Raw genomic sequence first — 19375 nt, forward strand, 5'->3', positions numbered from 1 at the left:
ACCATCTCAACTGGTCCTTGCCCGCTCACCGTCGCGGGACCCTGAGCGGCATGGATGCCGCGCCGGAGCCTACATGGACGTACTTGCGGCGTGTCCTGCGATGGTGGGCGGGCAAGGACCCTGCAGCCAAGCCGCAGATCGCATGCTTTGGCCTTGGCTTTGGCCTTGGCTTTGGCCTTGGCTTTGGCCTTGGCTTTGGCCTTGGCTTTGGCCTTGGCTTTGGCCTTGGCTTTGGCCTTGGCTTTGGCCTTGGCTTTGGCTTTGGCTTTGGCTTTGGCTTTGGCGTTAGCTTTGGCTCTGGCTCATCCACATCGCCTGGTCTCGGACCAGGACGACCGGCGTTGCCGCATCAAGCGACGCCACCGCCCGCCTGAAATCCGCGAGCAGGCTTGCCACCGCTCTCAACCTGCGAAATCCAGCCGCGCATTCACCCAGGCCGCCACGATCGCGGCGGCCGCCTGCTCGGCCTGTTTCGCAGGCAGGCGCTTCTCGCGCACCAGCCATGCGGCAGTGTCGGCGCGCACCTTCGGTAGCAACGCGCGCACAGCCTTGCGCTGTACCGCCGGCCAATCGCTGTCTTCCCCGGTCCAGGCGGCAATCGCCTTGTCCGGATCGTCGCCGTAGCGCTTGCGCAGTGCCGGGGTCAGGTATAGCAACGGCGACACCGACGCGCGTAGCGCGATGATTTTCCACTCCGCGTAACTGGCGTAGCGAATGGTGCCTGCGTCCTTGCCCAGGGCCTGGATCAACCCGTCGAAGCCGGCATCCAGCTGCTTCCAGCTGGCCAATGCAAACAGGCCGCCCGGCGGCTCGCAGATGGGCGCGAACCCGTCGCGGGTGGAGCCATACAGCGAGCCGAACGCCTCATATGCTGGCTCCCCCACTGTAGCGAAGATGAAGCAATGCACGTACGGGCGCTGATCGCGGTCGTCGCGCTCGATCCACATCCGCAACAACGTCAGGATACGTTCCTGCGGCTGCATGGCAGGCACGCCCTCCACGTCGTCGAGCAGGGATGCGGCAAAGTCGTCGACCTTGCGCAGCGCCTTGCGTGCGCTTTCAAACCGCGCATCCGCCAGCGCCGCATCCACCCCCGCGGCCGGAACGAACTGATGCAGATAGGCCAGCCACGCCGAGGCCAGCGGCGTGTCGTAGCCCTGCAAGTGGCGCGTGGCGTCGGCAGGCGCGGCAGGAATCGCGGCGATGATGCGGTCCAGTGCCTGCTGCTGCGCAACGAGCGCCTTGGCCAACGCATCGGCCCTGGCCTTCAATGTGCGTTGCAGGCAGCCGTCCAGCTTGGCGTCCTGCGCGCAGGCATTGCGCTGCCGCAACCAGGCGCGCTGCTGATCCCGCACGCCAGCGACCGCGTGCCGCGGCGTGGTGTCCACCAGCGCCCGATAGGACGCGTCGATCTGATCGTCCAGCGTGCCCAGCGCCGGCACCGCGCACAGCCGTTTTTCGACCGCTGTACCTGCCTGCTTGCAATCGAACGACGTCGCCCAGGCGCCGCCGGTGCCAAGCAACAGGGCGCCACCGATGAGCACGCGCAATACACCTGAGCGGGACATCATTGCACCGTGTCCTTGCGTGCAGGCAACAACGAGAGCAGCAGCAGGGTCACCGCCAGCGCGACATAGGCACCGACGAACTGCCAGCTGATCGCGCGCGCCAGGCCGTGCAGCGACCATGGCAGATAGATGCCACCGCGCGGGTCCACCGAATGGATCAGGCCGAACAGCGTCAGCCCGGCGGCCACCAGCAGGAACACCGCGCCGCGGCGCAGCCGGCCATCGATCATCGCCACCACCGTGGCGATCCACAGCATTGCGGTGATGATGAAGCCGTTACCCAGCGCGAAGATCACCGCCAGCTCCGGCAGGCCGTGCCCATCGAGCTTGGTGGTGAGTGCGACCAGCTGCTCCGGCGGGATCCAGCCCGGCGCCTTGATGGTCAGCAGGTACGCCACCGACGGCAGAAAGCCCAGCACCATCGCGCCGGCATGTTGCCTGGGCGTGGCCTGGAACGCCTGCGTGGTGATGTCGATCGACACGTACACGATGATCGGTGCCAGCACCGCCAGCGGCAGCCACTGCACCAACCCGGAGATCACGCCGAGCATGCCGCCGATGCCGACGAACAGGCCGGTCAGCAGCGTGTAACCGGAGCGCGCGCCCATGTGCTTGTAGGCCGGCTGGCCGATGTACGGCGTGGTCTGCGCCACCCCGCCGCAGACGCCGGCGACCAGCGTCGCCAAGGCTTCCACCAGCAGGATGTCGCGGGTGCGGTAGTCATCGCCCGCCGCGCGTGCGCTCTCGCTGACATTGATGCCGCCCACCACCATCAACAAGCCGAACGGCAGCAACAACGGCAGATACGCCACCGCGGCCGGCAGGCCGTCGATGAAGCCCAGGTTCGGCAGCGGCAACACGATCGTCGGCGGCGTGAACGCAGGCACGGCAAAGCCCGGCGCACCCAGGCCTGCCAGGCCCAGCCCGTAATACAACGCAGTGCCGATCACGAACGCCACCAGCACGCCGGGCAACGTGGTCGGCAGCCGCCCCTTGGCCAGCAGCACATACAGCAACAGGCCCAGGGTGACGAAGCCGGCCACCGGCGAGCGCAGGGTTTCCAGCAGCGGCAACAGGCCCATCAGCACCAGCGCGATGCCGGCGATCGAACCGAGCAAGGCCGCACGCGGCAGCGCGCGCGTGACCGCCTCGCCGACAAACGACAGCACCAGCTTGAGCAGGCCCATCACCACCAGCGAGGCCATGCCGAGTTTCCAGGTGGCGATGGCGGCCGCCTGCGGGTCCAGCCCCTGCGCCTTGAAGCCGACGAACGCCGGGCCCAGCACCAACAGCGCCATGCCGATGCTGGTCGGCGCATCCAGGCCCAGCGGCATCGCGGTGACGTCGTCGCGCCCGCTGCGTGCGGCCAGCCGCCGCGCCATCAAGGTGTAAAGCAGGTTGCCCACCAGCACGCCGAACGCGGTGCCGGGAAACATGCGCCCGAACACCACTTCGGCCGGGAACTGGAACATCCCGACCAGTGCCATCGCAATGAAACCGAGGATGGAGAGATTGTCGACGACCAGGCCGAAGAAGCCATTGAGGTCGCCGGCGACGAACCAGCGCGGCGATGCCGCAGTACGCGAGGAAGGGGCCGACATGGGAGCCAGGAAGCGTGGGGATCGGCCGATGGTAGCCGCTGCTCATCACGCGCGACAGCGCCGCGGTGAATCAGAGCGTGTCGCCGCGATTGCGCCCGCCAGTCCTGCACGCGGCGGCCCTGAGGTAGCGACACACGCTATTTCATTGCCGCCTCGACCTCGATCCAGCCGACGATGTCGCCACGGTTGGCGCTGCGATAGCGCACCTGCACGCGCGTGGCGTCGGCGCTGACATCCAGCGCATCGGCCTGATCGCCCTGCACCAGGTAGCGCTTGGTGCTGGTCGCCGAAGGTGTGGCGTACAGCGGCAGACGCGCCACCTGCACGTGCAACTGCACCGGCATCGGCGCGTCCAGCGTGGTGCCGATCGCGCTGGACACCCGCACCCCACGCGCGTCGTAGCGCGGCCATACCGACAGCGGCATGCCATCGTCGCTGCCCGGATCGAGCAAGGTCTGGATCTGCGGCGAAGCGATCGGCTGCTGGGTCGTGGCCACATACAACCGCCCATCGGCCGCGTAGCGATACACGTCGGCGTACCACATCGGCCCGCTGCGGCAGGAGCTGGTCATGCTGCGGTCCGACTTGTCGGGCGTCAGGTTGAAGAAGCCTTCGCACTGCACCGCCGGGCGCGTGGGCGGGGTCAGCGCACGAAACCGGCGTTGTGCCGGATCGAACACGAACACCAGCACCGCCTCGTTGACCTGGCCGAGCATCGCCGACACCGCCAGGTCAGGATGTCCGTCGAAGTTGTAGTCGTCGCTGTCCACGCCGGCGCCGCCTTCGCCGTCGTCCACATTCGCGTCGAGCCATTGCTCCTTGCCGCCCGGGGCGAACACCACATGCAGGCGTTCGCCGACCAGCGTGGCGGTGGCATGCGTGTGCGCGTCGATCGTCACCTGCACGCTGGCATCGCGTGCCGCGGCCGCGAACGACAGGCCGAAGAGCGCCGTCGACAACCACACGCCGGCTGCGCGCACATGCAGACGGCGCAGATGTTCAAGGCGCATGGCCACCCGGTCTGGCCCCTCACCCAGTACGAAGCTGCCCGCTGTAAAGGCACGGATGTAGCGCATCATTGCACCGCACGCGCAGCATTCGCCGGTGCCGCTGCCCACGCCGCGGTCGCACCGCAGGTACGGCGGCCGCGCCAAGCGGCACCACTCAGAACGACACCTCCACCGCCTGCCGCGACCACAGCACCGACTGGTGCCCGGTGGCCTGCTTCCAGGCCAGGCGGATCGCCTCGATGTCGTTGCGCCGCTGCGGGGTGTCCTCGTGCAGGATCACCAGCACCTTGGTGCCCAGCCGGTTCGGCTCCTTGGCACCGCGAAACAGCCACTGGCCGTAGGCATCGAACACGGTCAGCCCGTCCGGGAAGCGCGGGGTCACTTCCTTGTCCAGGAACGCGCGCCATTGCGTGTCGTCGATGGTGCGGGTCTGCGGGCGATCGGCCGGGCCGGTCTCCTGGCCCACACCGAAGTACAGCTCGCTGCGCACCCAACCGTGCGCCGTCGACGGCCGCGCCGCGTCGCCTTGCAGGCTGGCAGTGGTCGAGCCCGGCGCGCCGCCGGGAGTGGTGGCGCAGGCGGACAGCGCCAGCGTGGCGGCAAGCAGGCAGGACGGCAGCAACTTCATCGACTTCTCCACAACAGGTACGGTTACGACGGATCGGGGCGGGCTCATGCAGGGCCGGCATCAGCTGATGCCGGCGTGCGCGCACTGTGCCATCTCGCACGCGCCTGAACAACGCGATAATATCTCTCTATCCGGATGAATGTGGACGATCCGAACCCCTTTGCGCCCCGCCCGGCCGGATGCCGACCGCGCGGCGCGTTCGCAGTTGCTGTTGCAGGAGAAAGACATGACCCGCCCCACCCTTTCGGCCATCGGCCTGGCCGTCGCCGCCGCGTTGAGCGCCAATGCACAGGCCCAGCAGGCCGCCCCCGGCGCCACCACGCTGGACACCGTGATCGTCACCGGCACCCGCGCCAGCGACCGCACCGTGCTGGAATCGACCGTCCCGGTGGACGTGCTCACGGCTGAGGACATCCGCAAGGCCGGCGTGGTCAATGGCGAGCTCGGTAGCGCGCTGCAGGCATTGCTGCCCTCGTTCAACTTCCCGCGCCAGTCCAACTCCGGCGGCGCCGACCATATCCGCGCCGCGCAGCTGCGCGGCCTCTCGCCCGACCAGGTGCTGGTGCTGGTCAACGGCAAGCGCCGGCACACCTCGGCGCTGGTCAATACCGACAGCAAGATCGGCAAGGGCACCACGCCGGTGGATTTCAATTCCATCCCGATCAATGCGATCAAGCGCATCGAAGTGCTGCGCGACGGTGCCGGCGCGCAATACGGCTCGGACGCGATCGCCGGCGTCATCAACGTGATCCTGGACGACAACCCCGAGCGCGGCGAGCTGGAAGCCAGCTTCGGCGCCTACAACACCGATGTGGAGCCGATCAACCGTCGTGTCACCGATGGCCAGACCAGCTACGCCAGCGCCAAGGTCGGCACGCTGCTCGGCGATGACGGCGGCTTCTTCAAGGTCGGCCTGGAGCTGAAGAATCGCGAAGCGACCAATCGCGCCGGCTTCGACCAGATTCCACCGTTCGAAGAACAGACCCCGGCCAACCTGGCCCTGGCCGGCCGCCGCAACTACGTGCTCGGCGATGGCGCCACCAAGGGCCTGAACGCCTGGCTCAACACCAAGGTCCCCTTCAGCGCCAACGGCGAGTTCTACGCCTTCGGCACCTACAACCAGCGTGACACCGAAGGCGCCAACTACTTCCGTTACCCGGATGGCAGCGCCAACTGGCGCGAGATCTACCCCAACGGCTACCGCCCGATTTCCGAAGGCGAGAATCGCGATCTGCAGATCGTCGCCGGCGCCCGTGGGCAGCTCGGCGACTGGGACTACGACGCCAGCGTCAACTACGGCCGCAACGACTTCACCTACCGGCTGCGCAATTCGCTCAACGCCTCGCTCGGCCCCGGCAGCACCACGCGCTTCAAGACCGGCGATTTCGCCTTCGCGCAGACCGTGGCCAACCTGGATCTGACCCGGGTGTTCGATGCGGCCGGCGCCACCCATACCTTCGGCACCGGCGCCGAGTTCCGCCGCGAGCAATACCGCACCCATGCCGGCGACCCGGCCAGCTATGCGGCCGGCCCGTTCACCGATCGCCCCACCGGCTCGCAGGCCGGCGGCGGCCTGAGCCCGCAGGACGAGGCCGACCTGTCGCGCAACGTGGCCAGCGCCTATGCCAACGTGTCCAGCCAGTTCGGCGACAAGTTCTCCACCGACCTGGCCGGCCGCTACGAGCATTACCAGGATTTCGGCAGCCAGTGGACCGGCAAGCTGGCCGCGCGTTATGCGTTCGCCCCGGCATTCGCGCTGCGCGGGGCGGTCTCCAACAACGTGCGTGCACCCTCGCTCAGCCAGATCGGCTACGAAGCCACGTCCACCGGTTATGACGCGGCCGGTCGCCTGACCCAGGGCCGCCTGCTGTCGGTCTACAACCCGATCGCCCGCGCGCTCGGCGCCACCGACCTGAAGCCGGAAAAATCGCTCAACTACAGCCTGGGCTTCACCAGCCAGCTGGGCGATCACTTCGACCTGTCGCTGGACTTCTTCCAGATCGACATCGACGACCGCATCGCGCTGTCCGAAGACATCACCGGCACCGCGCTGACGGACTTCGTGCAGCAGAACTTCGGCGTCAGCGGGGTGCAGAGCGCCAGCTACTTCCTCAACGCCGCCGACACCCGCACCCGCGGCGCCGAGCTGGTCGGCAACTGGCGCCAGTACGCCTTCGGCGGCGACCTGCTGCTGACCGGTACCTACAGCTACGCCAAGACCGAGTTGAAGAACGTCATCGGCACCCCGGCGCAGCTGCTCGCGCTGGACCCGGACTACGTGCTGTTCGGCATCGAAGAGAGCAACACGCTCACCGATGCGGCGCCGCGCACACGCGCCGCGCTGGCCGCCAACTGGAACAACGAGCACTGGAACCTGCAGACCCGCATCAACCGCTACGGCAGCGCGACGCGCGTGTTCGACTTCGGCGGCGGCTTCGTGCCACGCCAGACCTACGGCGCGGAATGGCAGCTGGACCTGGAAGCCGAGTACCACCTGGGCACGCAATGGACGCTGGCGATCGGTGGCCAGAACATCCTCGACAACTATTCGGACCGTTCCATCGACGACATCGCCTACTTCGGCAACCTGCCCTACGACGTGCTCTCGCCGATCGGCAGCAACGGCGCGTACTGGTACGGGCGGGTGCGCTACACCTTCTGACGCCGGGATTGGCGGATTGGGGATTGGGGGATTGGCAAGGGCGACTAGGCGCCAATCCCCACTCCTGAATCCCCAATCCCCGCTGTTGCATAACCTGAATATCACATCGCTTTGCGCACACTAGCGCGATGGCAGACGTGCACTCCCCCCTTCCGTCGCCGCCATTGCTGGACGATGCCTGTGCATTGTTTCTGGACGTGGACGGTACCCTCATCGACTTTGCCGACAGCCCCGAGGCTGTGCGGCTCCTGCCCGAGGTCCGCGCGGCCATCGGCCAGCTGAGCCAGCGCCTCGCTGGCGCAGTGGCACTGGTCAGCGGACGACCGCTGTCGCAGCTGGACGCCCTGTTCGCGCCGCTGCTGCTCCCGGCCGCCGGCCTGCACGGGCACGAACTTCGCAGCGACATCGCTGCGCGCGCGGCAATGCCGCAGGACACCTCCGAGTGGCTGCATGGCCTGCACCAACGCGCCGCCGCACTCACGCACCGGCACCCTGGTGTGCTGGTCGAAGACAAGGGCGTCAGCGTCGCGCTGCACTGGCGCGCGCAACCGCTCGCCGGCCCCGAGGTGCTCGCCTTCGCGCAGCAGGAAATCGCCCAGCTTTCCGGCTATCGCCTGCAACCGGGCGACCACGTGGTCGAATTCGTGCCCGAAGGCAGCAACAAGGGGCTGGCGGTCGAACAGCTGATGCAGCACGGCGCATTCGCCGGCCGCACGCCGGTGTTCGTCGGCGATGACCTCACCGACGAATTCGGCTTCGAAGCGGCCAATCGTCTCGGCGGCTGGAGCGTGCTGGTCGGCGATCGCGCCCAGACCAGCGCGCGCTTCCGCGTCTACGGTACCGCCGACGTGCATGCGTGGCTGCAACGCAACGCGCGCCAGGCCTGAGCGCGGCGCGCTTCCCTCTTCTCTTCAAAAGGATCGTTCGCACTCCATGACCGAGCCAAACCTGGATCTGGGCGTCATCGGCAACTGCAGCTTTGGGGCATTGGTCGATCGGCAGGCACGTGTGGTGTGGAGTTGCCTGCCGGCCTTCGACGGCGACCCGGCATTCTGTTCGCTGCTCTCGCCCAAGGGCGAAGGCGGCGACTTCGCGGTGGAGCTGGAAGACTTCGCCAGCAGCGAGCAGCATTACCTGCCCAATACCGCCGTGCTGCGCACCGTATTGCGCGACAGCCACGGCGGCGAAGTGGAAGTCATCGACTTCGCGCCGCGCTGGCGCAACAACGGGCGCTTCTATCGGCCCGTCAGCATCATCCGGCAGATCCGCCCGCTGGCAGGCAACCCGCGCATCATCGTGCGTGCGCGCCCGCTGGCCGACTGGGGTGGCCGCAGTCCGGAGACCACCTGGGGCAGCAACCACATCCGCTGGGTGCTGCCCGAGTTCACCCTGCGCCTGACCACCGATGTGCCGGTCCGCTTCGTGCGCGACGGCCTGCCGTTCGTGCTCAGCCACCCGGTCAACCTGGTGCTGGGCGTGGACGAATCGCTGACCCGCTCGCTCACCGGTTACGTGCAGGAAGCGCAGGAACGCACCGAGGAATACTGGCGCGAATGGGTGCGCTACCTGTCGATTCCCCTGGACTGGCAGGAAGCGGTGATCCGCAGTGCGATCACGCTCAAGCTGTGCCAGTACGAGGACAGCGGCGCGATCATCGCGGCGATGACCACCTCGATCCCGGAGGCGCCCAACACCCCGCGCAACTGGGATTACCGCTATTGCTGGTTGCGCGATGCTGCGTTCGTGGTGCGCGCGCTCAATCGCTTGGGCGCCACGCGCACGATGGAGCAGTTCATCGGCTACATCTTCAACATCGCCACCGCCGACGGCACGCTGCAGCCGCTGTACGGCGTCGGTTTCGAATCGCAGCTGGAAGAGCACGAAGTCGAGACGATGGACGGCTATCGCGGCATGGGCCCGGTACGGCGCGGCAACCTGGCCTGGATCCAGCAGCAGCACGACGTCTATGGCAGCGTGGTGCTGGCATCCACGCAGCTGTTCTTCGATCTGCGCCTGAAGGATCAGGGCGATGCGGATACCTTCCGCCGCCTGGAGCCGCTGGGTGAGCGCGCGTTCGCGCTGCATGACGTGCCCGACGCCGGCCTGTGGGAATTCCGCGGACGCGCCGAAGTGCATACCTACACCGCTGCGATGTGCTGGGCTGCCTGCGACCGGCTGTCCAAGATCGCCGACCGGCTGGTGCTGCCCGAGCGCAGCGTGTACTGGCGCGAGCGCGCCGACACCATCCGCGCACGCGTGCTGAGCGAGGCATGGAGCGAGGAACGTGGTCATTTCACCGATACGCTGGGCGGTCATCGCCTGGATGCATCGCTGTTGCTGCTGGCCGATATCGGCATCGTCGCCAACGACGACAGCCGCTTCGTGCGCACGGTCGAAGCCGTCGGCCGCGTACTCAAGCATGGCGATGCGCTGTACCGCTACATCGCACCGGATGACTTCGGTGAGCCGGAAACCAGCTTCACCATCTGCACGTTCTGGTACATCGACGCGCTGGCCGCGATCGGTCGCAAGGAGGAGGCGCGTGAATTGTTCGAGCGCATCCTCTCGCGCCGCAATCACCTCGGCTTGCTGTCCGAGGATCTATCGTTCGAAGACGGCGAAGCCTGGGGGAACTTCCCCCAGACCTATTCGCATGTGGGTTTGATCATCGCAGCGATGCGCTTGTCGCGCAGCTGGCAGGAGGCGTCATGAGTCGTTTGGTGGTGGTATCCAACCGCGTCGCGGTGCCCGGCGAAAACCGTGCCGGCGGCCTGGCGGTGGGCTTGTTGGCGGCGCTCAAGGAGCGTGGCGGCGTGTGGTTCGGCTGGAGCGGCAAGACCGTGCGCGGCGACAGCGGCGGCATGCACGAGCAGACCGAGGGCGACATCAAGTTCGTCACAATGGACCTCAACAAGCGCGACATCGATTCGTACTACAACGGCTTTGCCAATCGCACGCTGTGGCCGCTGCTGCACTTCCGCCTGGACCTGGTCGACTACGACCGCGCCACCCGCGAAGGCTATATGCGGGTCAATCGGCTGTTCGCCGAAAAGCTGGCGCCGTTGTTGAAGGACAGCGACACCTTGTGGATCCACGACTACCACATGATCCCGCTGGGCGCGATGCTGCGCGAGCTGGGGGTGGGCTGCAAGATGGGCTTCTTCCTGCACGTGCCGATGCCCTCGGCCGACCTGATGCAGGCGATGCCAGATCACGCGCGCCTGTTCAGCACGTTCTACGCCTACGATCTGGTCGGCTTCCAGACCCAGCGCGACGCCGAGCGCTTCAAGGCCTATGTGCGCCTGTTCGGCGGCGGCCGCATCCTGGACGGCGACATCGTCGAGGGCCCAGGCGGGCGTCGCTTCAGTGCCGCGGCCTTCCCGATCGGGATCGATACCGAGTTGATCGCCAACCAGGCCAAGGCCTCGGTCGGCAAGCAGGCCGTGCGCGACCTGCGCGAAAGCCTGCGCGGCCGGCAACTGGCGATCGGCGTGGACCGGCTGGATTATTCCAAAGGCCTGCCGGAACGCTTCCAGGGGTTCGAGCGCTATCTGGAGCGCTACCCGGAGCAGTCCGGCAGCCTGACCTACCTGCAGATCGCGCCGGTGTCGCGTGGCGATGTCAACGAATATCGCCGGTTGCGCGGGCAACTGGAGCAGATCGCAGGCCATATCAACGGCGGGCATGCCGAGCCGGATTGGACGCCGCTACGCTACGTCAATCAGAACTTCAGCCATGCGACCTTGACCGGTTTCTATCGCGCCGCCTCGGTCGGTCTGGTCACGCCGCTGCGCGATGGCATGAATCTGGTCGCCAAGGAATTTGTCGCAGCGCAGGATCCGCAGGATCCCGGCGTGCTGGTGCTGTCGTTGCTGGCCGGTGCCGCCGATGAAATGAAGGAAGCGCTGCTGGTCAATCCGCACGACCTCGACGGCGTGGCCGATGCGATCGCCACCGCCGCAAGCATGCCGTTGGCAACGCGCATCGAGCGCTGGCGGGCGATGATGGATCATCTGCGCAAGAACAATATCAACCACTGGCGCCAGCGGTATTTGCAGGCGCTGGCCGATATCTGACTTTGGATTTGCGCCTTACCAGCAACACGCTACCCGCGCACACCGCGATCAGCACACTCAGGCGCCGCGCATTGCCGGCGCCTTTTTTCTTGCATCGGGAGAAAGTGCCTGAAGGGCGATGAGAATACGTCTGCCGGTGCAAGTGGAAGATTCCTGAGTCGAAAATCCCGGCGTGCACGACTCGCCATTCCCGAATGCCGAATCCCGCCTCATCACTTGCGTCAATAACAAATTAGAGTTACAGCCGGATGACGCATGTTGTCGCCATGCGCGAATGCCACCAGGACCACCTGAGATCACCGGCACTCTCCATCCCTGCGGTTTTAAGCACTTCCCGCGCTGCGATGCACGGCCTGAACACTGGTTCCCATTCCGTCACGGACACGAGCGTCGTTGCGGTCTAAAATATTTACATGAGTAGCGCTGAGAACCTGGGAGGGGCTGCGCGTTCATATCCGGACGTTCTTGTTTAGGACGTTTTAGTTAGAACACGGGCCGCCCTTCGCCAGCCTGTGATCTTTCTCCCTCCACGACTCGCCATCGCCTGCCGGTGCCTGGGTCCTTCCTGACATCTCAAAATGACTGATCAATCCTCAAAACGTGGACTAGGCACCTGGTTGCTGGTGGTCTATGCCGTGGTGATCGCCGTGCTCGGTGCGGTGCTTGCCTACGAGGGCGGCCGCCTGGTCGCCGTCGGTGGTTCCTGGTATTACCTGCTGGCGGGCATCGGCCTGTTCCTGGCCGGCGTGTTGCTGGCATTGGGCAAGCGTGCCGGCCTGTGGCTGTTTGGTGCAACCCTGGCGGCCACTATCGCCTGGGCGCTGTGGGAAGTGGGCCTGGATGGCTGGGGTCTGGTCCCGCGTCTGGCCTGGCTATCGGTGCTGGGGCTGGTGCTGCTGCCGTTCTGGGGCGTGGCCCGTCGCCGCATGCAGCCGTTGTCGGGGCTGGGCTATGTGCTGGTGACCGGCGTGCTGCCGATCCTGGGCGCGACGCTGATCCTGTGGCCGTTGCTGGCACCGCGCAATGTCGAACTGGCCGATGCCTCCAAGCTGCCGGCCGAGAACGCGGCGCCCTTCAGCCGCGGCAACGTGCCCAGCCCGGACGGCAACGTCGCGGCCAATCACGATGCCAGCAACTGGACCGCGTACGCCGGCTCCAACCTGTCCAACCATTACACCCCCGGCGCGCAGATCACCCCGGAAAACGCCAAGGACCTGAAGGTGGCCTGGGAGTTCCATACCGGCGACCTGAAGCCGGCCGGCTCCAAGCTGGGCTATGCCTTCCAGAACACCCCGCTCAAGGTCGGCGACCTGCTCTACATCTGCACCCCGACCCAGAAAGTGATCGCGGTGGAAGCGGCCAACGGCAAGGAGCGCTGGCGCTTCGATCCGCAGACCAATCCGAAGGCGATGGCCGGCGTTGCCGCCACCACCTGCCGCGGCGTGTCGTACTACCAGGCGCCGCAAGGCACCGCCGAGTGCCCGACGCGGATCTTCTGGCCGATGGTCGATGGCCGCCTTGGCGCGCTGGACGCGCAGACCGGCAAGCTGTGCACCAGCTTCGGCACCAACGGCTTTGTCGATCTCAACGCCGGCACCGGCAACACCAAGCCCGGCTTCGTCGGCCCGACCTCGCCGCCGGTGGTGATGCGCGGCGTGGTGATCCAGCCCACCGGCCAGGTCCGCGACGGCCAGGAAGGCGATGCGCCGTCGGGCGTGGTGCGCGGCTTCGATGCGCTCACCGGTCAGCTGCGCTGGGCCTGGGACCTGGGCAACCCGGCGATCACCGCCGAGCCGCCGGCCGGGCAGACCTACACCCGTTCGACCCCGAACGTGTGGTCGCTGATGTCCGCCGACGACGAGCTGGGCCTGGTGTATCTGCCGACCGGCAATGCCTCGGGTGATTTCTTCGGCAAGGGCCGCACCCCGCAGGATGAGGAATACACCGCTTCGCTGGTTGCCGTGGATGCGGCCACCGGCAAGGAGCGTTGGCACTTCCGCACCGTCAACCACGACCTGTGGGATTACGACATCGGCCCGCAGCCGAACCTGGTCGATTGGCCGGTGGCCGGTGGCGGTACCCGCCCGGCGGTGATCCAGGCCACCAAGTCCGGCCAGGTGTTCGTGCTGGACCGCGCCACCGGCGCACCGCTCATGCCGGTCAAGCAGATCGCCGTGCCGCAGGGCACCGATCACGGCGACTGGACCGCGGCCACGCAGCCGATCTCGCCGGGCATGCCCAATACCGTGGGCGCGCCGAGCCGTGACTACGAGACCATTATCGAATCCGATGCCTGGGGCATGACCCCATTCGACCAGCTGGCCTGCCGCATCCAGTTCAAGCAGCTGCGCTACGAAGGCATGTTCACCCCGCCGACCCTGCAAGGCTCGCTGGCCTTCACCGGCAACCACGGCGGCATCAACTGGGGCGGCGTCTCGGTCGATCTGCAGCGCGGCATCATGGTGATGAACAGCAATCGCCTGCCCTACACCCTGCAGGTCTACACCCGCGAAAAGATGAATGAGCTGGGCGTGGTATCGGTGTTCGACGGCAAGAGCAAGACGCCCGGCTACATGGCGCAGAAGGGTCTGGCCTACGGTGCCCGCAAGGAGCCGTGGATGTCGCCGCTCAACACGCCGTGCGTGGCACCGCCGTGGGGCTACATTTCCGGCGTGGACCTGCGCACCCAGCAGGTGATCTGGCGCCGTCCGCTGGGCACCGGTTACGACCAGGGCCCGATGGGCATCCCGTCCAAGACCAAGTTCGAGATCGGCACGCCCAACAACAGCGGCTCGCTGGCCACCGCCGGCGGCGTGACCTTCATCGGCGCGTCCCTGGATGATTTCATGCGCGGCTTCGACACCCGCACCGGCAAGCAGGTCTGGGAGACCCGCGTGCCGGCTGGCCCGCAGGCCGCGCCGCTGAGCTACACCATCGACGGCAAGCAGTACATCGTGGCCGCAGTGGGCGGACACGACCGCATGGAAACCAAGTCGGGCGACAGCGTGATCGCCTGGGCGCTGCCGGACGAGGCAGGTGCCAAGCCGGCGAAGTAAGCCGATGTAGCGTCAGCTAGTTAGGTATCGATAGACCGGCCATCGCGAGATGGCCGGTTTTTTTTTGGGGATTGGGGATTGGGGATTGGGGAATCGGGAATCGGGAATCGGAAAAGCGTCTTTCTGTCGCTTTGGGCTGGGCTGGGCCTGTGGGTCGCCTGATTCCCCGATTCTCCATTCCGCTCTTCGATGTCTATTCGTAGCGTTTCGCTGATCTCGGTCTGTAGGGCATCCGACTCCCTATTTCCCGATTCCCGATTCCCGATTCCCTATTCCCTATTCCCTATTCCCTATTACCTATTCCCGATTCTCCATTCCCGGTTCCCGCGCCTCGATGTGTATTCGTGGGGTCGCGCTGATGGCGCTGCGGCCATTCTTGGTCACAGACACGCGATCAAATGGCGTGGAGTCCAGGTCTAAGAAGTGTTGACGGCAGCCGTCGATATTTCACGTGGAATTTACAATTTGGAGGCGGGTGTCTAGTGACACCTCACGGCTCTGCAGTGTACCGGGCGGCACTGAAACCGCTTCCAAATCAACTACATCGGGGTTTTCAGGGGTACGGCCGACAGATTCCGACGAACGGCAATTTCACGCCGTCATGATTCGGGCTCGGCCGCCGATACCCCATAGCAGCCCATGCAGTGCAGGACAGCGCTCCCCACTCCGAATCACTCCGTTGGACTCAGCCTATGTCGCCCTCATTCGATGCCACTGCCGTCTCCCGCCCGCCTTCCGGCCGGAGCCTTGCGCGTCTCACCAGTGCCACATGGCTGCCTGCCGCTGCACAGCTCGGGCTGCTGGCCTTGCTCACGCTCCATGCGACCATGTTGTTGCCCGGCGGCGTCTGGGCCGGGTTGACGCGCCTGCTGCCGGCGCTGCTGGTGCTGGGCGCGGCAAGTGCGGGGCTGTGGTGGTGGTCGCGCCGCCGCAACGTCGCGCAACTGCAACAGGCCGTCGGCACGGTGACGGCCATCGGTGACGGGCACTTCCAGCGCCTGGACCTGCGCAACGCCGCCGGCGAGCTCGCGCCGTTGCTGCATGCGCTGCAGGCGACCCAGGACAAGCTGGCCATCCGCCTGGATGTGATGGAACAGGGCCTGCGCCACGGCCAGTTCGTGATCAAGGCGCTGGACGACCTGGACACCATGATCCGCATCGCCGACGACGATGGCCAGGTGCTGTTTGCCAACCGCAAGCTGCTGGCGATGCTCAAGCTGATCGAGCCGGATGTGCAGAGCTTCCGCCCCGGCTTCCATGCCGAAGGGTTCGTCGGCGGCAGCATCGGCGACATCTATCCCGACAGCCAGGCCGCGATCGACCGCATGCGTGCATTGACCGCCTCCAAGGCGGTGCGCGCGCCGTTCTTCGGCCGCCAGATCGACTTCGTCTACAGCCCGATCATCGCCGCCGACGGCGCCAGGCTGGGCACCATCGCACAGTGGGTGGACGTCACCGCGCAGGTCAACGCCGAGCAGACGCTGATCCAGATCATCGATGCCGCCGCGGCCGGCGATTTCAGCCGGCGCATGCAGATCGACGGCATGGACGGCGTATTGCTGTCGCTGGCCCAGGGCATCAACCGCATCTACGACTCGGTGGAAACCCACCTGGCCGCGTTGGCGCGCGTGATCGGTGCCCTGGCCGACGGCGACCTCACCCAGCGCGTGGACGGCGATGCGCACGGCATCTTTGCGCGCCTGCGCGACGACACCAACCAGACCGTGACCCGTCTGACCGAGATCATCGGCGGTATCCAGATCGCATCGGACACGATCCGCCGCGCGGCGATGGAAATCGCCGCCGGCAACACCGACCTGTCCGAGCGCACCGAGCAGCAGGCCGCCAATCTGGAAGAAACCGCCAGCTCCATGGAGGAACTCACCTCTACCGTGAAGCAGAACGCCGACAGCGCGCTGCAGGCCAACCGGCTGGCGGTGGGCACCGGCGAAGTGGCGCAGAACGGCGGCCAGGTGATGGACGCTGTGGTGTCCACCATGGGCCAGATCAGCACCGCCTCGCGCAAGATCGGCGAGATCATCGGCGTCATCGACGGCATCGCCTTCCAGACCAATATCCTGGCGCTCAACGCCGCGGTGGAAGCCGCCCGCGCTGGCGAGCAGGGCCGCGGCTTTGCGGTGGTTGCCTCGGAGGTGCGCGCCCTGGCGCGGCGCTCGGCCGATGCGGCCAAGGAGATCAAGACGCTGATCGCCGACTCCACCGACAAGGTCGAACTCGGCTCGGGCCTGGTGCACCGCGCCGGCGCGACCATGCGCGAGATCGTCGGCTCGGTCAAACACGTCACCGACATCATGAGCGAGATCACCGCCGCCAGCGCCGAGCAATCCAGCGGCATCGAACAGGTCAACCGCACCGTCGCGCAACTGGACGAAGTCACCCAGCGCAACGCGGCATTGGTGGAAGAAGCCACCGCCGCCGCGCGCAGTCTGGAAGAACAGGCCGTGGAGTTGGCCGATGCGGTGTCGATCTTCCGCCTGCAATCCGCACACGGCGGCACCCCGAAAGCAGTGCACGCAAGTTTCGGAAACGCAGCCGCGTAAGCCGCCGTCACGGAATCACCGTAGGAGCGCACCTGGGCGCGATAAGGCTTTCCCGGTAACGCCCCATCGCGCCCAGGTGCGCTCCTACACCTGTCTGCCATACCATCCAGCACGCGCGACCGACCAACGCTGCAAATCAGCGAGCCATCGTAAAAATCGCCACGCTACGTAGGAGCGCACCCGGGCGCGACGAAGCATTACCAGTAAGACCCATCGCGCCCATGTGCGCCCCCACATCGAGTTGCGGCGCTAGTCCAGAAACCGCGCGTGCTGCTCCGGCGCAGGCAGCTGCGCGAACGCATCCTGCGCAAACAACTGCATGCTCAGGGCGCGATCCAGGCCAGCGTGGCCATGCGTCCGCTACGGCGGTCGCGACGATGCGAGAAGAAGCGTTGCGGCTCGGAAATGGTGCACAGCCCGCCGCCGTGGATGGCGCTGGCCGGCACACCGGCACGCTGCAGGCGCTGACGCGCCAATGCATACAGATCTACCAGCCAATGCCCCGGGCGGGTCGCGACGAACGCGGCGCGTGCCTGCGCATCGTGCGCGACGAAGGCGTTGAACACGTCTTCACCGATTTCATAGGCCTGCGGCCCCGCTGCCGGCCCCAACCAGGCCCTCACCTGCTGTGGCGGCGTGCGCATCGCCGCCACGCTGCGCTCCAGCATGCCGTCGGCCAGGCCGCGCCAGCCGGCATGCGCGGCGGCCACTTCGCTGCCATCCCTGGCCGCGAGCACGACCGGCAGGCAGTCGGCGGTGAGGATCGCAAGCACCACGCCGGGCACCGCGGTCACCGCTGCGTCGGCAACCGGTTCCTGCGCTGTTGGGGCGACAGTGCCTGCGGCACGCACCCACTCGCCGGGCGCAGGCGCGGGCGCATCGACGCGCAGCACCTCCACCCCATGCACCTGACGCAGCCACTGCGGGGTGCCGGGCAGTGCCAACGCCTCGACCAGCAGCGCCCGGTTGCGTTCCACCTGCTCCGGCACGTCGCCCTCGGCACTGTTGCGGTTGCCGAGGTTAAGCGTGTCGAACGGCGTCAGCGAGCCGCCCAGGCCGTAGCGCAGCGTGGTCAGCGCATGGATGCGCGGCGGCGCCGGCCAGTCGGCCGGCAGCACGAAGGGCGCGGCGGCGGCCATCTCAGCGGCGTGCCAGCTCGGCGGCGCGTGCGCTGTCTTCGCGCAGCGCGGTCATCAGCCGCTGCAGGTCCGCCGGCACCGGCGCGCTGGCGCGCACCGGCTCGCCGCTGACCGGGTGCAGGAACTCCAGGGTTTCGGCATGCAATGCCTGGCGCTTGAAGGTACGCAGCTCGTGCACCAGTTCGTCGCTGGCGCCCTTGGGCAGCTTCAGCGCGCCGCCGTACAGCGGGTCGCCGACGATCGGCGACTTCAGGTGCGCCATGTGCACGCGGATCTGGTGGGTGCGCCCGGTTTCCAGCCGGCATTCCAGCGCGGTATGCGCGCGGAAGCGCTCGCGCAGGCGGTAGTGGGTGACCGCATCGCGGCCGTCGTCGCGTACCGCCATCTTCAGCCGATCGCGCGGATGGCGGTCGATCGGCGCATTGGCGGTGCCGCCGGAGACCAGCGCGCCCACCACCACCGCCAGGTACTGGCGGTGCACATCGCGTGCGGACAGCTGTTCCACCAGCGCGGTCTGCGCCTGCACGGTGCGCGCCACCACCATCACCCCGCTGGTGTCCTTGTCCAGCCGGTGCACCACGCCGGCGCGCGGCACCGCCGCCAGCGCCGGGTCGCGGAACAGCAAGGCGTTGACCAGGGTGCCGTCCGGGTTGCCGGCACCCGGGTGGACCACCAGCCCGGCCGGCTTGTCGATCACCAGCACCTGCTCGTCTTCGTACAGCACGCTCAGCGGGATGTCCTGCGGCGCGGCATGGGTCTGGGTTTCCAGCACCACCTGCACCTGCACGCTCTCGCCGCCGCGCAAGGTGTCGCGCGGGCGCGCCATTTCCCCGTTCAGCAGCGCATCGCCGGACTTGATCCACTCCGACAGGCGCGAACGCGAGAATTCGGGAAACAGCTCGGCCAGCACCGCGTCGAAACGGCGTCCTGCGGCGTTGTCGGGCACGATGGCCTGGCGGATGGACGGGTCGAGGGGGTCGGCAGATGGGTCGGACATGGACACAGGCACTCGGGCAAAAGCGGGAATTTGGGGGTCCGGGCGGCGGGAGTCAGTCGCCGGACAGGCCACTAGGC

The 19375-nt window shown here is 66.9% G+C and carries 12 protein-coding genes and 1 pseudogene; 7 read left to right on the plus strand and 6 right to left on the minus strand.

Annotated elements, in window-relative coordinates; all coding sequences use genetic code 11:
• Window positions 1-374: pseudogene (locus EO174_RS23055) on the plus strand (hypothetical protein); the annotation flags it as partial.
• 27 nt (window positions 375-401) lie between these two features.
• On the opposite strand, the gene EO174_RS09865 reads toward EO174_RS23055, so the two are convergent.
• The 4 genes from EO174_RS09865 to EO174_RS09880 all read right to left on the minus strand — a co-directional run bounded on the left by EO174_RS09865 (window position 402) and on the right by EO174_RS09880 (window position 4807).
• Window positions 402-1568 carry a lysozyme inhibitor LprI family protein gene (locus EO174_RS09865; protein WP_126944304.1) on the minus strand — a complete coding sequence of 389 codons (1167 nt, stop codon included), beginning with the start codon at window positions 1566-1568 and terminating at the stop codon, window positions 402-404.
• A complete protein-coding gene (locus EO174_RS09870; protein ID WP_126944161.1) occupies window positions 1568-3169 on the minus strand; it encodes a hypothetical protein in 1602 nt (533 codons plus the stop codon). The genes EO174_RS09865 and EO174_RS09870 overlap by 1 nt, the downstream gene beginning before the upstream one ends.
• A 137-nt stretch (window positions 3170-3306) precedes the next feature.
• Complete coding sequence (locus tag EO174_RS09875; RefSeq protein WP_241239998.1) at window positions 3307-4179, minus strand: hypothetical protein; 873 nt, start codon at window positions 4177-4179, stop codon at window positions 3307-3309.
• Window positions 4180-4333: 154 nt separating this feature from the next.
• Entirely contained in the window at window positions 4334-4807 is a 474-nt protein-coding gene (locus EO174_RS09880) for a DUF3574 domain-containing protein (RefSeq protein ID WP_126944167.1), read from the minus strand.
• A 226-nt stretch (window positions 4808-5033) separates the two neighbouring features.
• On the opposite strand from EO174_RS09880, the gene EO174_RS09885 reads away from it, so the two are divergent.
• The 6 genes from EO174_RS09885 (at window position 5034) to EO174_RS09910 (ending at window position 17162) form a co-directional block, all read left to right on the plus strand.
• Window positions 5034-7469 carry a TonB-dependent receptor gene (locus EO174_RS09885; RefSeq protein WP_126944170.1) on the plus strand — a complete coding sequence of 812 codons (2436 nt, stop codon included), beginning with the start codon at window positions 5034-5036 and terminating at the stop codon, window positions 7467-7469.
• A gap of 128 nt (window positions 7470-7597) precedes the next feature.
• On the plus strand, window positions 7598-8356 hold the full coding sequence (gene otsB, locus EO174_RS09890) for a trehalose-phosphatase (protein ID WP_126944174.1): 759 nt from the start codon (window positions 7598-7600) through the stop codon (window positions 8354-8356).
• Window positions 8357-8402: 46 nt separating this feature from the next.
• Window positions 8403-10181: a glycoside hydrolase family 15 protein gene (locus EO174_RS09895; RefSeq protein WP_104583635.1), complete on the plus strand. Its 1779-nt coding sequence runs from the start codon at window positions 8403-8405 to the stop codon at window positions 10179-10181.
• Window positions 10178-11545: an alpha,alpha-trehalose-phosphate synthase (UDP-forming) gene (gene otsA, locus EO174_RS09900; RefSeq protein ID WP_104583636.1), complete on the plus strand. Its 1368-nt coding sequence runs from the start codon at window positions 10178-10180 to the stop codon at window positions 11543-11545. The genes EO174_RS09895 and otsA overlap by 4 nt, the downstream gene beginning before the upstream one ends.
• 617 nt (window positions 11546-12162) lie before the next feature.
• Window positions 12163-14601 (plus strand): glucose/quinate/shikimate family membrane-bound PQQ-dependent dehydrogenase, encoded by a 2439-nt coding sequence (locus EO174_RS09905; protein WP_184355138.1) that lies wholly within the window; start codon window positions 12163-12165, stop codon window positions 14599-14601.
• 692 nt (window positions 14602-15293) lie between these two features.
• A complete protein-coding gene (locus tag EO174_RS09910) occupies window positions 15294-17162 on the plus strand; it encodes a methyl-accepting chemotaxis protein (protein WP_126944180.1) in 1869 nt (622 codons plus the stop codon).
• Window positions 17163-17485: 323 nt separating this feature from the next.
• Here EO174_RS09910 and pgeF read toward each other — a convergent pair whose 3' ends face one another.
• Both pgeF and rluD read right to left on the minus strand, forming a co-directional pair.
• Window positions 17486-18301, minus strand: coding sequence for a peptidoglycan editing factor PgeF (gene pgeF / locus EO174_RS09915; RefSeq protein WP_126944183.1), 816 nt, complete (start codon window positions 18299-18301; stop codon window positions 17486-17488).
• 1 nt (window position 18302) lies between these two features.
• Entirely contained in the window at window positions 18303-19298 is a 996-nt protein-coding gene (gene rluD / locus EO174_RS09920; protein ID WP_104583640.1) for a 23S rRNA pseudouridine(1911/1915/1917) synthase RluD, read from the minus strand.
• Between the last annotated feature and the right edge of the window lie 77 nt (window positions 19299-19375).

It is taken from the genome of Xanthomonas sp. BRIP62418, assembly GCF_003993495.1.
Lineage (GTDB): Bacteria > Pseudomonadota > Gammaproteobacteria > Xanthomonadales > Xanthomonadaceae > Xanthomonas > Xanthomonas euroxanthea.

What these genes read in the sequence shown, in the direction of transcription:
- EO174_RS09875 (WP_241239998.1), bottom strand. Translation starts at nt 4,179, where the DNA reads ATGCGCCTTGAACATCTGCGCCGTCTGCATGTGCGCGCAGCCGGCGTG.
- otsB (WP_126944174.1), top strand. Translation starts at nt 7,598, where the DNA reads ATGGCAGACGTGCACTCCCCCCTTCCGTCGCCGCCATTGCTGGACGAT.
- pgeF (WP_126944183.1), bottom strand. Translation starts at nt 18,301, where the DNA reads ATGGCCGCCGCCGCGCCCTTCGTGCTGCCGGCCGACTGGCCGGCGCCG.
- EO174_RS09865 (WP_126944304.1), bottom strand. Translation starts at nt 1,568, where the DNA reads ATGTCCCGCTCAGGTGTATTGCGCGTGCTCATCGGTGGCGCCCTGTTG.
- EO174_RS09870 (WP_126944161.1), bottom strand. Translation starts at nt 3,169, where the DNA reads ATGTCGGCCCCTTCCTCGCGTACTGCGGCATCGCCGCGCTGGTTCGTC.
- otsA (WP_104583636.1), top strand. Translation starts at nt 10,178, where the DNA reads ATGAGTCGTTTGGTGGTGGTATCCAACCGCGTCGCGGTGCCCGGCGAA.
- EO174_RS09895 (WP_104583635.1), top strand. Translation starts at nt 8,403, where the DNA reads ATGACCGAGCCAAACCTGGATCTGGGCGTCATCGGCAACTGCAGCTTT.
- EO174_RS09885 (WP_126944170.1), top strand. Translation starts at nt 5,034, where the DNA reads ATGACCCGCCCCACCCTTTCGGCCATCGGCCTGGCCGTCGCCGCCGCG.
- rluD (WP_104583640.1), bottom strand. Translation starts at nt 19,298, where the DNA reads ATGTCCGACCCATCTGCCGACCCCCTCGACCCGTCCATCCGCCAGGCC.
- EO174_RS09880 (WP_126944167.1), bottom strand. Translation starts at nt 4,807, where the DNA reads ATGAAGTTGCTGCCGTCCTGCCTGCTTGCCGCCACGCTGGCGCTGTCC.
- EO174_RS09910 (WP_126944180.1), top strand. Translation starts at nt 15,294, where the DNA reads ATGTCGCCCTCATTCGATGCCACTGCCGTCTCCCGCCCGCCTTCCGGC.